This window comes from uncultured Erythrobacter sp., from assembly GCF_947499705.1.
In the GTDB taxonomy this organism is placed as follows: Bacteria; Pseudomonadota; Alphaproteobacteria; order Sphingomonadales; family Sphingomonadaceae; genus Erythrobacter.
In genome coordinates this window covers 263747-279233 of sequence record NZ_CANMPJ010000001.1, presented here as the reverse complement: position 1 = coordinate 279233, position 15487 = coordinate 263747, and the positions used below count along the sequence as shown (strand labels likewise).

The following is a 15487-nucleotide window of genomic DNA, read 5'->3' as shown; positions in this document are numbered from 1 at the left end:
TTAGATAGCCAGATGCTAGGGAAATGAAGGTCGATCAACCACCGGGTGAGCTGCACGTTATCGCAATGCGACCGCAAATATTCTTACGTGCCAATCGCTATGAATAACCTCACCTGTTCGGCAGGCGAACGCCGTCGCATTCTTGCACAGCGGTCAAACCTTGCTCTGCAATTCGCGGTAGGCCGGAAGCGAAGCGATGAGTATCAGCACGCCCACTGGCACAGTGAGCAAACCAGTGAGAGCCATAGCCGACCCGATCTCGACCGGCCCGCCAAGAACATGGTCACTGATCGCGCCGATCATTAGAGGCCCTCCCCCGATACCGATCAGGTTGAGGACAAGCAGATATACTGCCGAGAGCTGCGCGCGAAGATGCGGCGGAGTCATCAATTGCAAAGCGGCGGCCGCAGCGCCGAACGGGAAGCTCGCGAAAAAGAAGAATGCGCCATATCCGATCGCACTCAGGATAAAGCTGGGCATCAGAGGTGCGGCTATCGACATCGGCAGGAGACCAATACCGCCAATAATGCCAGCTCGCATCGTCGCGTCCGAGTAGCCCTTTTGCGCCAATCGATCTGCGACGACGCCCCCCAGAATGATGCCACTACCGCCGCAAATGAAGATAGCTATCCCGAACGCCTTGCCCGCTTCGCTGGCATCGACGCCAAAGTCCCTGATCAATTGGGTGGGGCCCCAGGCAACAAAGCCGTTGAAGCTGATGGCGAGCATCGCAAAACCGACAAAATGACCCAGGCAGACCTTCGGGTTCTCGCGCAGAAATTTGATCGCGCTTTGCGTCAGTTCGCGCCCTTCTCCGGTGATCTTCTTGCGGCGCACAGGTTCGGGAAACGTGAACATCAACAGGGCCAGAAAGATGCCCGGAAGCCCGACAATCACGAAGACAAACTGCCATATTCGCAGCTCACCCAGCAGCGGCAGGGACAAGGTGTTCCCGTCATTGACGAAAGAGATGACCAGGCCGCCCAGCATGAAGGCAATACCCGCGCCGAAGAATACGCCGGAGGAATAGACCCCCATCGCCCGGCCCAGCCGGTTTGGCGGAAATAGATCGGCGAGCATCGAATATGCCGCCGGGGACAGAGCCGCCTCACCGACGCCCACGCCCATACGCGCCAGAAACAATTGAGCGAAATTCTTGGTCAGACCGCACAGCGCCGTCATCCCGCTCCAGATAATCATCCCGATAGCGATGATCCAGCGGCGCGAGAACCGGTCTGAAAGCCAGGCGATCGGAAGTCCCAGAAAGCAATAGAACAGAGCGAAGGCCAGGCCGTGAAGCAGCCCCATCTCCGTATCACCAATGCCAAGGTCAGCCTGTATCGGCCCGACCAGAAGCGACAGGATAGTCCGGTCAATGAAGGAAACCGTATAAGCTATCAGCAGGACGGAAACCGCATACCAAGCCGTCTTTGCTGGAGGATATGGCACATCAAGCTTGGTTGCGTCAGTCATATCGATGCGCTCCTCTTTGCAAATAGCTCGTGAGAATGCCTGGCCATCCCAACATCTGCTCGGCTGTCCTCACTCGAACAGCGTCATCCCACACCATCATGCGACCCTGGTGCACGGCGCCAGAGTTTGCGCAATTTCCGCCTTCAGCACTTTACCCATTGCATTGCGCGGGAAAGCTTCGACCACGGCAAACTGTTTCGGAATTTTCTGCTTGCCGATGCGATCTGTGCACCAATCGGTCAGAACGCCCTCATCGGGTTCCATCACGCCGCGTTTCAGCGTGATTGCCGCGACGATCTTTTCACCCCAATAATCATCGGGGATGCCGACAACCGCGCTTTCTGCAATCGCCGGGTGCTGGTCCAGAATGAATTCGACCTCGCGCGGATAGATGTTGATGCCGCCAGAGATGATCATCTCTTTCTTGCGACCGACGATGTAGTAGAACCCTTCTTCGTCCTGCCGCGCCAGATCGCCAGCAGAAACCCAGCCATCGCTCATCGCTCTGTCGGTTTCATCGGGACGATCACGATAACCGGCAAACAGATAAGGTGAACGGCTGAACAGCTCGCCCACCTCGCCCTGAATGACCTCTTGACCATCATCGCCGACAATCCGGATCGACGTATTGACGAACGGCCTGCCGACGCACTGCACCTTGCGCAATTGGTCAGCGGGACGCATCGAGGTGACGATACCCGCTTCGGTGGATCCGTAGCATTCGTGCAGCAAGCCTTCGCCGAAATGTTCGACGATGCGCTCCTTGATCGGTTGGGTCAGGGGTGCGGCGTTGGAAATGATGGCTTTCAGCTTGTGTCCGTGGCTTTTCGCGAGGGCATCTTCGTCGAGTGCGAAAAAACCCTGAAAATGCGTCGGTACCAGAAATATCCCGGTGACCTCGCCTCGCCCGATATGAGCCAGAATCTGAGCTGGATCGAATTTGGCATAGAGGTCAAGCGAGCCGCCAAAATAGAGTGGCGCGATGTTGAAGGCAAAGCCTGCACCATGGCACAGCGGCGCCAAGCCAAGGAACCGATCATCGGGTCCGTAACAGCCGTACTCTACCCCCATGCCGAAAAAGGTCAGCGACCGGCTGCGGTGAGTGACACACACGCCCTTGGGCTCGCCTGTCGTTCCCGAAGTGTAGGGCATGACAAATACGGAGTTTTCGTCCGCCAGATCACTGTCTTTTGGATGGGCATCACTGGCTGCCGCCAAAAGCTCATCAAGCTCCTCGCCAATCGCACAGATCTGCATGGACGCAGATGCCTGCTCCCTTACCGCCCTCGCAATAGAGGCATCGCACACCAGCACACTCGCACCCGCATCGCTACAGATGGCCAGGATCTCGCGGATCGACAATTTGGGATTGGGCTTCGCGACGGTAATCCCGACCCCGCCCAGGCCGCAGGTCAGTGCGATGAAATCAATCGAGTTAGACGCGGCAAGCGCCACCCGATCGCCTGCTTTAAGGCCCCATTGAGCGCGCGCGGCATCAGACACCCGGTTCATGCGCGCAACAAGCTGCGCATAGCTGACCTGATCGACTACCTCGCCTTGATCATAAGCCCGGATTGCACATTTGTCGGGCTGCCGCGATGCAGCCGCGCGAATGCCTTCCGACGCCAATAGCGGCTTGGAATTCTCTGCGCTCACGATGATGCGCCAGCCATTGCTGCATGATGAAACAAATGAGGGAGGCTCGAACGAAGCGCCATCAGATCAAGCCGCCTGCTTCAGATTGAACAATCGAAGCGCGTTATCCCGCATCACCTTCTGATGACTGGCTGGACGCAGATTCAGATCGTCGATTTCCCGCACAGCGCGCTCGGGATCGATCACGGGCCAGTCTGTGCCGAACAGCACTTTGTCTTGGCCATAAGAGTTCATGTAGTGAACCAGATTGTCCGGCCAGTGCTTTGGCGCATAGGCATCGGTGCCGATAAAGACGTTCTCGTGCTTCCACGCCATCGAGATCATTTCTTCGGTCCACGGTACGCCGATATGGATGCCGATCAGGGTCAGTTCGGGGAAATCGATGGCCACCGTGTCGAGTGTGATAGGCCGACCAACGCTGGGTAGGCGCCGGGTCCGAGAATAGACCAGATTGTGCCCGACCTGCATCATGATTGGAATGCCCAGTTCACAGCACTTGGCGTAGATCGGATAATATTTGCGATGGTCGGGCGCGAGCTCCATCCAGTGCGGATAAAGATGCGCTCCTACAAACCCCAATTCCTTGACCGCGTATTCCAGCTCGGCGACCTGTTCCATCCCGCGATAGGGATCAATCCCGGCCAATCCGTAATAGCGATCCGGATGGCGGGCGCAGACCTCTGCCACATCGGCGTAGGGTATCTCGAACGATCCCTGCATACGGATGTCGCCTGCGCGAACCGCGATTAGCAGGGATTTGTCGATCCCGGCCCGGTCCATACGCTCCAGATAGTCCGTCTCGTTAACGCCGCCGCGCATATCGGCAGGCATGCGCACCTGATCCTTGAAATGATCGTCCAGACCGGTGCGGCCCTCTGCGACCATTTTCGGAGTGAAGAGATTTGTGACAATGTCGATGGCGCCTTGCACGCAAATTGCTCCTAAAATGATCGTTCCTGAGCTACGTTGACGACATTCAACGTGCGCTCATTTGAATTTGCGATGGGACTGAAAGTCGCCGGGCCTGTCGAGCAACCCTAGTGCGCGACCACAGCGATCACGCGCTCTGACGAAGAGCCAGTATCCCGTCATAATCTTCCTTGAAGTTCGACTTGGCGCGATCACTCAAACGATCATCGTGCCAGATCGGAAATGACTCGATCGCCACCTTCACGTCGCTGACACCGTCAAGCTTCTTGAGCGTCTCGATCACCGCATTGGAAATCTTGTACTCGAAAAAGCAGTTGGGATCGGTGAGAGTCATGGAAACCCGGACAGTGCTCCCGTCGAGCTCCACTTCGTTGATCAACCCCATGTCGATGATCGAGAGATCCTTGCCCGCCAGACACATGCAGGGATCGCCTATCTCGCCCAGAGCTTTTTCAATTTTCTTTGAGAGTTCGATGACACTTTGTGGCTGGCTCATGCTTCACCCCGCACTGCTGTCCAAGGACGTCGCAAACCCTTTTCGGCCCGATATTTGCTGAAGCGGTCATTGGCGATTTTCGCGTGGGTCGCCGCAATGTCCAAACCATGGAAACGGGCGAAATTGTTACCCATGATGTTGTCTTTGTCTTCCTGCGTCAGCCGGTAATCGAACAGCGTCCCCTCGGGCGCCTTATGCGCCTCGAGCGCTTCGATCACGAAGCGCGGATGGGGATTGGTCGCGGCTGATGAATAGATGAGACGATCCGACCCGACCGTGGTCATGTACATGTACATCATTTCGTTGAAACGCCGCGGGTCGATGAGCGGCCAGAGCATCGGCCCCTCCATCACCGCAGTGACGTTTTCATATTCGCTCATCAGCAGAATGGTCGCTTCGTTGAGCAGCCAACCAGCATGCACCAGATGGAACAGCAAATCGGGGAAATTCTTGGCAGCGCCGGCAATATCGTTGACGCCATAAGGACGCTTTTTGGTCAGCGTCTTGAAATCATATTCGACCAGCTTGTGGATCGCGACATGTTTGACGCCCAGATCCTGCAGATGCTCGAAAATAGGAAAGGCGATCTTGGTATCGTCCATATACCAATCGGTCGCCTGTCCGGTTTCATCGTTGAAGCCGGTCGGGTAGAGCTTGATCCCGTCAGCACCCTGGCTCACCAGCTCATTGGCCAGCGCCAGCACTTCGTCCCTCGGACGTCCCAGATCGAGCGCACCGTACCAGAACACCCGGTCGGGATAGTGCTTCTTTAGGTAAGCCCCCTTCTCGTTCGTGACGAGCCCATCGATATTGTACTGAAACAGCGGAACTGAGTGCATGCACACAATGTCCGTCGTGCTCTCGAGCAGCATCGTGTCGATAAATTCTTCCGGCTGCCAATTGCGCGCCCACTGCTCTTCCGTCAGCGTGTGCTCTGGCGGGCAGCAAAGGACGTGATAATCATACGCCCCATTGAAAGAAGACAGGCGATTGCGCCGGTTGTCCCGTCTCTGATTGTATGCGTGCGCAACTGCATCGATAATCAATCGATCCGTTCTGGGTGGCGGGAGCGGACCAACATCCTCGCTTGATTTTGCCAGTAAGGAGCCGCTCTGCATCGTCGATGCAAGGCCTGTTGCAAGCGCGCCTTTTACCAAAGAACGGCGATTGGTGAGAAATTTGTAAGCGATCGTCCGTCTCCTGCCGGATTGTTTAGTTTGAGCTGGCGACCTTACCTGACGTCAACAAAACTGCAGCGAGAATTGTGGCGGGCAGATTGCAGTGAGTTCACTTCGCAATCACGCCCGCCAACATTCACGAGGTACTACATCCTGAACTTTGCGCGGATGGCCCAACGCATTGGATCGATCTGCGTACCCGCTGGCTGGGCAGTCACGTACTGCTCCAGATTGAAGCAGTTGGAACACTCAATTCCGATGGACCATTGGCCACTGTCGTCCTCGTACATGAGGCTTGAATTGACGATAAACGCTTCTTCGATCAGCGCCATTGAAGTCGGCGTAGCAGCACGAAGAGCTTCTGCGGTGTAATCGCCTACCGCCGTGAACACCAACTGACCGCCTGTTCCAGCCAGCTCCTGCTCATAGGTCAGGCCAATCGCGCCGGTGAAGTCTGGCGAACTACCCAGCGACGAATCCAGCGTAAAGCCAGCAGCCAGTGCCAGGTCCGAAAGGCTCGTGTACGTCGCATCCTGATAGCCAAAGCTACCGAAAATGCGCAGACCATCGACAGGAACAGCCGACATTTCGACTTCGATACCGGTCGTTTCTGAATCGCCCGCATTGCCCGTCACAAAGATAGGTGGCGCGGTGTTCGGAAGCGCGGAATTGATCTGCAAGTCGGTGAAATCAGCATGGAAAACGGTCGCATTCAAACGCAGACGATCATTCAGCAAGTCTGTTTTGAAACCAAGTTCGTAGGACCACACCTTCTCCGGACCGAAATCGGCGAATGCTGCTGGATTGGTCGCACGGGCATTCCACCCGCCTGATTTGAAGCCGTTGGTTGCCGAAACGAATAGCAGGATATCTGGCGTTGCTTGGTACTGGATGCCGAACTTCGGCGTGAACCGCGAGGTATTCAGCTCATCAGGAAACGGAATGTCGTTTTCAGTGAAGCCTGCTGCTCCAAACACTTCCAGATCAAGAGTTTTTTCCTCATCCGTCCAGCGAAGGCCGGCCGTCAGAGTCAGCTTATCCGTAACGTTGGCATCCCACTGCGAATAGACCGCAAAACTGCGTGTGTCGTTCTTCAGAAGACGGTCAGCGATTTCGAAAGGCGCACCTCCGCCAAACGCGATGTAATCCTGAAAATCGGTTACGTTGCGCTCGTCAAGATAATACACGCCAGTAGTGTAAGAGAAGAACCCGTCGAGCAATGTGCCCGTCAGCTTCACTTCCTGACTGAACAGCTGGTGGGTTGAATCGTTGGTGATCGCAAATGCGCTAAGCGGTTGCGACAGGCGATTACCGAGAAAGTCGACAGCAAACCGATGGTCGGTGTTGCGGTACCCGGTGATAAACTCAAGGTTGGAACCACCGAGGTCAATTTTCAGCGATGATGCCACCGCGGTCTCATCGACCTGGTTCCATGCGCAGTTATTGGCCAGCCATTCACGGGGGTTTGCCCCCGTTCTGCATGATTGTTGACGCGCAGTTGTCGTGCGCCAGTCGCCCGCATCAGTGTCTTCGATTGGTGCTGGGAAAGGCAGCCCGACCGGACCGGAGGTACCGGGAATGTAGCCAATGCTGTTGACCCGCGTAACGTTCGCATCCCAAGTCACCGTGTCAGAAAGATGCCAGCGAAGCGCCCCTCGAACACCCCAACCGCGGTCTTCGCCGTAATTGTCATCGCCGGTAACAGTGCTGGTGATCCAGCCGTCGTCGTCGACATAGAACCCGGAAACCATGACCGCCAGATCATCTGTGACCGGGGTGTTGACTGTACCGCGCAATTCGAGCCGGTTGAACCGGCCGTAAGCAATCTCGCCGCTGACGTAGAATTCGTCTTCCGGCTTCTTGGTGATGATGTTGACTGCACCACCGGTCGTGTTCTTGCCGAACAGCGTTCCCTGCGGCCCGCGCAGCACTTCGACCCGCTCAACTTCAAAAAGGCTGATGTTCGATGAGCCCTGACGTGGGACCAGAATGTCATCGACATAGCTGCTGACAGGTGGATCGAATGTTGCAATCGATTCAGAGTTACCTGTGCCGCGGATAAAGTAGGCGTTCGCCGTACCCAGAACGTTGGCGTTGTTGAACGTGTTCACGTTGGGTACGAATTCGACGACGTCACCGATGTCGGTCGTAACCAGCCTTCCGAGATCTTCAGATGTAAACGCCGAGACGGTGACAGGCACCTTCTGCAAGGATTGCTCCTTACGTTGCGCCGTGACGATAATGTCGGCATTCCCTTGGGATACCTGAGTCCCCGAACTATCGGATTCTGCGTCCTGCGCGATCGCCGCGCCTGCCCCATTCACGCACAATGCAGCACATGCTGCAGCGGTCCATTTACGGCGACCGCCTAATCCAAACTTGCTGATCATTTTTCCCTCCAACAACTCCCAAGAATGGGCGAGATGTCTGCCTCGTGGTCTACATGCTTATTCACCGTTGTAAATCGGATTGCACATATATGAATTTGTTTTCCGGATATGTGATGCCCAACAGCCATGTAGGATACGGGCTTCGCAGCATATGGAAGGCGGAGCGGTGCACTACACGAAGCGGAAAAAGTTGGATGCATTGGGAGCACGCCAAACAGTGTGCACTGCAGCCCCCAACTTGCAATTACGTGTTTGAATTTCCTTAGAAACAAGCGACCCTCGAAATTTCTCAGAGCTTACAATCGTCCAGCTCCGACCGGGAATTAGGGGCTTTCGCCTAGGGGGCCCGTCGCCTCTTCCTGGAGGGCTGCGTAAGCCTGCGTGCCTGACCGGAAGCTGGCTGATCAATTTGCCAGATTATCGCATAGTGATTGCGCAAAACAGCCAATAACCGCATTCATCAGGCCTCCTGTCCAAGCCAAGCGCAATTCTGTTTCACATGCGCTTGAAGCTCCTCCTCAACGCGTCTCACGGCCAAAACCGTGGCTCATATTGGAATGGTCTTTGACAGGTCCGTCTTTGGGCGCGTCTTTCGCTGCTGTGAAAGACTGGATCAGAGACGAAAGGCCTGCAATTTAGAGGGCGCGTTTGATGCTTTGCCGGCGCGCCAATTCGGGCGTCAATTCAGAGCAACAAACGCGTTCAAAATTTTGTGAGAGAGCTAGCATGCACCCACCCTCAACGGACGTCGCTGAAAGTAGCTAGAGCGCGTGTTGCCCATTCTCCGCAACGGTCTTTTGGATCACAGGCGGGTCATTGCAGGCATCCGCTCGCTCTATTCAGGGGAGGCAACGGCGTTGATGACACTGTTCCATTCAGGGGAATCATCGTTGCGCCCCATCTCGCCATTGTCGAGATCGATATCGATTATGCGCAGGATCTGAGCGAGTGAACCTTCACGCCTCGCATCACGCTCTTCCAGAATCGGCTTTGTTGGACTGAAAGACTCGATCTCTTCGCGCGCGACCAGACCCTTAGCCTCCAACAGGCGTTCAACCGTGTCCAGACGATCACGAAGGACCGCGACCTCGCCGCAAGATGCCATCAGCATGGCCAGGAGTTTGTCGATAGCCGGATCATCGAAGAAATAGGGCCGTTGACCTTTGGCGTGCTTCTGCAAGCTGTGCTCATTTTCCATGTGTCGACAATCCCTTATTTCTTCCAGCAGCCCCAGAGGTACCAGATTCCGCCACCGCCAAAATCGCCCCCCTGGAAAATATTGGTTCGTTTGTTCTGTGCTGCCTCGAAAACGCTCGGAGCCAGTGCTTCAAAATTGTGCGCCGGATCGAACCCGGCCTCCGACACCAGATCGTCAAGATCCAGTTCGTGTGTGTAGCCCCAGAACGGCTCGTTATTGTTGTAAGTATCCCAATCAAGGATGAACGCATCATACTCGTCCATATCCTTGTATGGCGGGGTTTCGCTGTGCACCATCAACCCACCAGGAGCGAGCAGCCGTGAGCATTCGGACAGGATGTTCTTGAGCGCTTTGGCCGACGTTTCGTGCAGCAGGATGTGCGACACGATCAGGTCGAAACTGCCATCTTCAAAATCGAGCTTTTCGGCGTTCTGCTGCGAAAAATGAACTGTCTTGCCAAGCGATTCTGCGCGTGAATGCGCATATCGCAGCATCGGCGCGGCAACATCGACCGCGTGCACTTCGGCATCCGGATACGCGTCGACATAGGGCAAGGTGCTGTGGCCGACTGCGCAGCCCAGATCCAGAATACGCTTTGGCGCAAAATCCGGAAATTTGGCTTTGATATACCCGACTTGGCTGGCGCCCATATCGTCATTGAAAGGGCCCATCCGGCCCATCGCATAGACATACACTCCGCTGTCATAGAGCGCGCCTGCCGCGACGTCCTCATCAGCAAATTCCGTGTGGTAGGCACCGGGCTGGCAATGAATGTCGACAGCAGTGTGGTATTTCGGGATTTCCAGCGCCGGATCCAGCCGCAGCGAACCGCCCGCCTCTCCAGTGGCTTTTGCCTGATCGATCAGGCCGTCCAACTGCCGCTCAATCGGTAATTGGCAAGACGCCCACATCATCTCCTGACTGGTGCGCAGCATCGAACTCCAGAACCGGTAATAGCCCTGCTTGTTCATCACCTTGCGAACTTCATGCCGGGTTTCGGGCGCTCGACCGTTTTCACGCTCGAACTGCGGCTTGGCCATTTGTTCGTAAACGAGCCGGTTCTTCGGCGAAACATGTGTCGCCAGATAGAGTTTCAGCGACTTGACGAACTCTTGCCGGGCAAACTCATCATGGTTCTGCTCTGGTAATACCGCATGCCGAAACTGCTCATAATCAGGTGTCATCATGGTTCTTGTCCTGTCCTAAGTTCTGTTCGTTGTTCAGCACTGCCGATCGTTCATCGGTTCGACTTTTCGTTCTAATCTCTGGTCAGTATCTTGCGGGCCTTTGCGATCGGCCTTTTGCTGCGGGCCAATCCATTGGCGTAGGTAATCTCCAGCCAAACCGCTCCGTTTTCCGTGACTGGTCCCGCATCATACGCCCACAGGCTGCCCGGTGGCTGGTAGATGAAATCGGCTTTCTCGAGGCGCTTTGCTGTCCCGCCACTGTCGGGGTCTGCGTGCTGCGCGATCGTCAGATCACCGTAAAGGAGATAACGCAGCCGATGCGCGCTTTCAAAATAGCTCTTGTTCGCGCCGTCCGGATGCGACCAACCCGGCGGCACCTTGATCAATTGCGCGCGGAAACCGCCCTCGGGATCGTCACTGAGCCACTTGACCAATCGGCCTTCGACCTGCGTGTCCTTTTCCCATTCCAGGGCCGAGCCTGTATTCACGATCAGCGGCGGCTTGAAACTGATCGAGCGATAATCCGCAACATCAGGGTTGGGTTCGGCATCGAGGACCGGCGGCATATTACCTTTCGGATCCAGCGAGATGGAACGCGTCCCTTCCTCAAACAGGATCAGGGTGGATGGATTTTGCGCCCTGATACCGCCGGTTGCCCAATCCCCGCTATGCAGAGAATAGGGTGGACGATCCATCCATGTACCTTCGCTCCAACGGTGCTGAACAGGGTTGCGCTGATACGGGCTTACCGGCTCATACAGCACGTAATCTCCGCTCAGGAGATAAGCCCACTCGGAAAACAAATGATAATGAGGACCCACCTCATTGCCTTGCTCCCCGCGCGCAGGCAGGCCAGTGCCTAACGTTGGCGGAAACTCGATAAACTTGAGATTGCTCCGCTCTCTCTTGAAGACAGTTTTGATCCGGCCATAGGGCGAGTTTGCGTCCCATGGCTGGTCCGCCACATCGACGATTTCGAGCTGCGCCCATTCGCCGTGTGCGGAGGCTTCCATTGTTCCGGCGGTGGCGGCGGTTAGGGGAATGGCTAGCAGAGCCGCAATGGTGGTTCGGCGCAGTGCACTTGAAAGAGCGTTCTCCCAGTGGGGCTGCCGCCTTACCATCTGCTCAATCGCCTTCACGAATGTGTTTCACCTTTTCGATCGGCCCTTTGCTGCGGGCCAATCCATTGGCGTAGGTAATCTCCAGCCACACCGCTCCGTTTTCCGTGACCGGTCCCGCATCATACGCCCAAAGGCTGCGCGGTGGCTGGTAGATGAAGTCAGCTTTTTCGAGGCGCCTTGCTGTACCGTCGCTATCGGGATCTGCGTGCTGCGCGATCGTCAGATCACCGTAAAGGAGATAGCGCAGCCGATGCGCGCTTTCGAAATAGCTCTTGTTCGCGCCGTCCGGGTGCGACCAACCCGGCGGCACCTTGATCAATTGCGCGCGGAAGCCGCCCTCGGGATCGTCGCTGAGCCACTTGACCAGTCGGCCTTCGACCTGCGTGTCCTTTTCCCATTCCAGCACGGAACCGGAACTTACGATCAGCGGACTCTTGAAACTGATTGACCGATAGTCTGGCACTTCGGGATCCGGCTCACCATGGAGAACCGGTTGCCGGTTGTCTGAATCGGTGAACATGTTGGGCGTGTCGCCCTCGGCAAACAGAAGCAGCGTGGCCGGGTTCTGCCTGCGGATCCCGCCGGTTTCCCAATCCCCGCTATGCAGCGAATAGGGTGGACGATCCAGCCAAGTGCCCTCAACCCAGCGGTGCTGGATCGGGTTGCGCTGATAGGGGCTGACCGGCTCGTAGATCACATAATCTCCGCCCAGAATGTATGCCCATTCCGAAAAGTCGTGATAATGCGGCCCGATCTCGTTGCCGGGGCCGCCGCGCGGCGGCAGGCCAGTGTCCCATGTTGGCGGGATCTCGATAAACTTCAGATTGGCCTTCTCACGCTTGAAGACGGTCTTGATACGACCGTAGGGCGAACTCGCATCCCACGACTGTTCGGCGACGTCAGCAATTTCCAGCTGCATCCATTCGGATTCGGCCGGATCATCGGAGGATTGAGCATGGAGAATGGACAGCGGGGCGAGGACAAGAGCCACGAATGTGGCGCTGCGGATCTTGCGAAGTCGGGCAAAGATCGCATCCGATACACTTTGCTCGTTCAACCCACTCACTCAGTTTCTCCCCGAAAGCCAGATGCAAGCAACCAGCCTAACTTAACACATTGATCCACCCTACCCATTGCTGAGACAGATTGCCCCAGATGTCTTTCCTGTAATCGCATGGCGATAGCGGGAACGCGCCCACAATCTCGGTTGATTCGCAGCCATGATATTCGAAGCTCTTTTCGGCGATTGACGGATGCCCGCAGGCGACCGAGGCATAAATGGGCTTCACCCCAGTCTTTATGCGCCGTATACGAGCGAGCGGTTTTCACATATATGGATTCTTCGATGGCGGACGATGTTGTAAAGTCGGTCGGCAGGGTTCTCGCCGTTCTGGAATTGTTCAGGGTCAAACGCGAACCTCTTTCAGGCTCTCAGATCGCAACTGAGCTCGGCTATCCGAGTTCGAGCACGAATGCCGTTCTGAAAAGCCTTGTGAAACTTGGCTATCTTTCCTGGGACACGCAGAGCCGCCGCTATTTCCCCACAGTGAGCGTTACGGGCCTCGGTGAATGGATCCCTGACAAGTTGCTGACCAATGAAATCCTCGAAATGTTGGAAGCTTTGCACGAGGGAACCGGAGAAACCGTCACCCTTTCGACCCAGATCGATCTGAACATGCAATTTGTGCGTGTCTTGCCCGGCACGTTTCCGATCTCACTCTCCCTGACAGAGGGCTATCTTGGCCCGCTTTTCGGATCGGCAGTGGGGACAGCCTGCCTTGCGCCACTAAGTGATGATCAAATCAGCAAGCTGCTGACACGGGTCAGATTGCAGGGTGGAAGCGCTGCGGATCAGTTGGAATTGGCAGAGGTGATGGCAGAAGTGGAGGCAACGCGAGAGCGCGGCTATGCGGTTGGGTTCGACCTGATCCTGCAAGACACCGGTGCTATTGCGATGATCATCCCCAGTCATCCCAAATTCGTGATTGGGGTTGGCGGACTTTCGCAGCGGATACAACGCAACAAGGAAGCAATCATCGACCTGATGCAAAGAACGGTCGGTGATCGTGTGGTCGCGCCATTAGTCGGTTGAGATAGGCCTGAGCGCAGGCGTCGCTGACAACCCTGCCACACTTGCGCAATCAAGCGGCCGATGCGGCCAGCCTCAGCAATCGGTCAAGACGATCTTGATGACACTGTTATCTCCTCCGGAACTCACAAATATTGCGCCTTCATGGTCCACAGCGATTCCAACCGGCGCATTGCTGGCGATCCGGTGATCGGGGCGCGCAATACGCAAGCCCCGGGCCAGGATCGTGCGCACACCGTCGGTCAGATTGATCGCAGTGACGCCCCCCTTGCCCGCTTCGACAATGGCAATGCGACCATCGGCAAGTAGCGCAATCCCGAGCGGATCGTGAAGTCCGGAAACCAGTTCGGTCCTGCTTCCACTGGAAAGATCAATGCGGCTGATCGTGCCTGATCCAACTTCGCTCACCAATACCGAATTGTCATTTTCCAGAGCGAGCGCGACCGGTTCATCCAGCCCTTCTGCCACCTCTTCCCATGAGCCGTTGGAAAGGCGTATTAGCTGCCCGGTCTGAGCGTCGGCAACAATCGCATCGCCTGTTGATGTCAGCACAACACCGCGCGGGGCCTGAAGCTGATCTGTCTCGAAGAGCACTTCATTGCTGCGGCGATCAATGATCGCGACAATTCTCGAATCCACATCGGTCGTGACGATATGTTTGCCGTTGGCTGCGATGGCGGAAGAACGCCCCTTGAACCACATCTCTGCTTCGCGCGTAATCTCATGCGTATCGGGATCGAGAAACCTGTAGCCGAAGGGATCAGCTACCAGGATCGCCTCTTTCCCATCACGGATTGTGGTCGTCATGCCGAGTGGAACGGTGAAAGATGAAACCGCAACTCTCCATTTCTCACCGGTCTTGGGATCAAATCCGGTTATGCCGCCGACGGCGAGCTCTGCCACATAGATGATACCGTTTTGGTCGATTGCCAGATTATCGAGCGGCGGGGTAAACTGGGTCACGACCCTTGATTGCCCGGTTTCGGTTTGGGTGAAATACAGATTACCGGTCGCGAAATCGACGCTCCAGAGATTGCCGTCCGCATCGACTTTGAGCGCCGCGATCAATCCCACATCGTCTGCGACAACTTCGGATTCCCCGGTCTCGATATCGATCGCGAGCAGTTCATTCTGCCTGAAACTCGGCGCGTAGAGCTTTCCATCGGGACCGAAATCGAACCCGTTCAGGCGCCACTTGTTCTTCGCAACAAGGCGGCGCGGGGTGCCATTTGCGAGGTCGAGTTCCCACAAGCCATTGTCGCCAGAACGCGACGATTGGGCAAAGAGCAACCGACCATCGTCACGAAACGCAATCGGATTGACACGGGGCAATCCCGTTGCGACGACTTCGGGCATGCCGCCCGGGCGCTGGATACGGATCTCACCGCTGGAATAGGCAGTCCAGGCAAGCCAGCCCTCAACCGGGCTGCCTGCTGCGCCGATCGCAACATCATCGGACTCGCCATAGGGTGAGGGAACGGCAAAGGTCACAAGACCGGTTTCAGGATTGATCCGATAGACCGCCTGACCGTGAATACTTGTGCCGTAGATCATGCCGTCCGGGCCGACATCGATGCCTTCGATGGCCTGGATTACCGATCCGGGAACAGCCACTTCCACCGCCGGACAAACACTGCTGTCCGGCGGTGAGGCATGGCCAGGAAACAATGGCACCACCAGAGCGACCAGCGCGGTGCAGATTGTTCTGATGCGCAAGACCATGGAGCGCTTACCTCATATCACTGCGAAGAAATGGGATCATTTCCGGC

General features: G+C 56.2%; 12 protein-coding genes. 1 reads left to right on the top strand and 11 read right to left on the bottom strand.

Annotated features, from left to right (window positions below; genetic code table 11):
* Positions 1-153: 153 nt before the first annotated feature.
* The 10 genes from Q0837_RS01165 to Q0837_RS01120 all read right to left on the bottom strand — a co-directional run bounded on the left by Q0837_RS01165 (position 154) and on the right by Q0837_RS01120 (position 12695).
* Positions 154-1473 (bottom strand): MFS transporter, encoded by a 1320-nt coding sequence (locus tag Q0837_RS01165; protein ID WP_298464154.1) that lies wholly within the window; start codon positions 1471-1473, stop codon positions 154-156.
* 96 nt (positions 1474-1569) lie between these two features.
* On the bottom strand, positions 1570-3129 hold the full coding sequence (locus tag Q0837_RS01160) for a class I adenylate-forming enzyme family protein (protein ID WP_298464151.1): 1560 nt from the start codon (positions 3127-3129) through the stop codon (positions 1570-1572).
* A gap of 66 nt (positions 3130-3195) precedes the next feature.
* Complete coding sequence (locus tag Q0837_RS01155; RefSeq protein WP_298464148.1) at positions 3196-4059, bottom strand: amidohydrolase family protein; 864 nt, start codon at positions 4057-4059, stop codon at positions 3196-3198.
* Between the two features lie 127 nt (positions 4060-4186).
* Positions 4187-4555: an iron-sulfur cluster assembly protein gene (locus tag Q0837_RS01150; RefSeq protein ID WP_298464146.1), complete on the bottom strand. Its 369-nt coding sequence runs from the start codon at positions 4553-4555 to the stop codon at positions 4187-4189.
* Complete coding sequence (locus tag Q0837_RS01145; RefSeq protein WP_298464143.1) at positions 4552-5673, bottom strand: amidohydrolase family protein; 1122 nt, start codon at positions 5671-5673, stop codon at positions 4552-4554. The genes Q0837_RS01150 and Q0837_RS01145 overlap by 4 nt, the downstream gene beginning before the upstream one ends.
* Positions 5674-5879: 206 nt before the next feature.
* A complete protein-coding gene (locus Q0837_RS01140; protein WP_298464141.1) occupies positions 5880-8123 on the bottom strand; it encodes a TonB-dependent receptor in 2244 nt (747 codons plus the stop codon).
* 835 nt (positions 8124-8958) lie between these two features.
* The gene (locus Q0837_RS01135; protein WP_298464138.1) at positions 8959-9321 is read right to left on the bottom strand and encodes a hypothetical protein; all 363 of its coding nucleotides are present in this window, start codon (positions 9319-9321) and stop codon (positions 8959-8961) included.
* Positions 9322-9335: 14 nt separating this feature from the next.
* The gene (locus Q0837_RS01130) at positions 9336-10508 is read right to left on the bottom strand and encodes a class I SAM-dependent methyltransferase (RefSeq protein ID WP_298464136.1); all 1173 of its coding nucleotides are present in this window, start codon (positions 10506-10508) and stop codon (positions 9336-9338) included.
* Positions 10509-10579: 71 nt separating this feature from the next.
* The gene (locus Q0837_RS01125) at positions 10580-11521 is read right to left on the bottom strand and encodes a hypothetical protein (protein WP_298464135.1); all 942 of its coding nucleotides are present in this window, start codon (positions 11519-11521) and stop codon (positions 10580-10582) included.
* A 112-nt stretch (positions 11522-11633) separates the two neighbouring features.
* Positions 11634-12695 carry a hypothetical protein gene (locus tag Q0837_RS01120; protein ID WP_298464133.1) on the bottom strand — a complete coding sequence of 354 codons (1062 nt, stop codon included), beginning with the start codon at positions 12693-12695 and terminating at the stop codon, positions 11634-11636.
* A 279-nt stretch (positions 12696-12974) separates the two neighbouring features.
* On the opposite strand from Q0837_RS01120, the gene Q0837_RS01115 reads away from it, so the two are divergent.
* Positions 12975-13721: a helix-turn-helix domain-containing protein gene (locus Q0837_RS01115; protein WP_298464131.1), complete on the top strand. Its 747-nt coding sequence runs from the start codon at positions 12975-12977 to the stop codon at positions 13719-13721.
* 72 nt (positions 13722-13793) lie between these two features.
* On the opposite strand, the gene Q0837_RS01110 is transcribed toward Q0837_RS01115, so the two are convergent.
* Entirely contained in the window at positions 13794-15440 is a 1647-nt protein-coding gene (locus tag Q0837_RS01110) for an SMP-30/gluconolactonase/LRE family protein (RefSeq protein WP_298464128.1), read from the bottom strand.
* Positions 15441-15487: the final 47 nt, after the last annotated feature.

Bases quoted from the DNA above. Each gene is read 5' to 3' on its own strand.
- Q0837_RS01165 (WP_298464154.1), bottom strand. From the start codon at position 1,473: ATGACTGACGCAACCAAGCTTGATGTGCCATATCCTCCAGCAAAGACG.
- Q0837_RS01150 (WP_298464146.1), bottom strand. From the start codon at position 4,555: ATGAGCCAGCCACAAAGTGTCATCGAACTCTCAAAGAAAATTGAAAAA.
- Q0837_RS01145 (WP_298464143.1), bottom strand. From the start codon at position 5,673: ATGCAGAGCGGCTCCTTACTGGCAAAATCAAGCGAGGATGTTGGTCCG.
- Q0837_RS01140 (WP_298464141.1), bottom strand. From the start codon at position 8,123: ATGATCAGCAAGTTTGGATTAGGCGGTCGCCGTAAATGGACCGCTGCA.
- Q0837_RS01135 (WP_298464138.1), bottom strand. From the start codon at position 9,321: ATGGAAAATGAGCACAGCTTGCAGAAGCACGCCAAAGGTCAACGGCCC.
- Q0837_RS01130 (WP_298464136.1), bottom strand. From the start codon at position 10,508: ATGATGACACCTGATTATGAGCAGTTTCGGCATGCGGTATTACCAGAG.
- Q0837_RS01125 (WP_298464135.1), bottom strand. From the start codon at position 11,521: ATGGAAGCCTCCGCACACGGCGAATGGGCGCAGCTCGAAATCGTCGAT.
- Q0837_RS01115 (WP_298464131.1), top strand. From the start codon at position 12,975: ATGGCGGACGATGTTGTAAAGTCGGTCGGCAGGGTTCTCGCCGTTCTG.
- Q0837_RS01110 (WP_298464128.1), bottom strand. From the start codon at position 15,440: ATGGTCTTGCGCATCAGAACAATCTGCACCGCGCTGGTCGCTCTGGTG.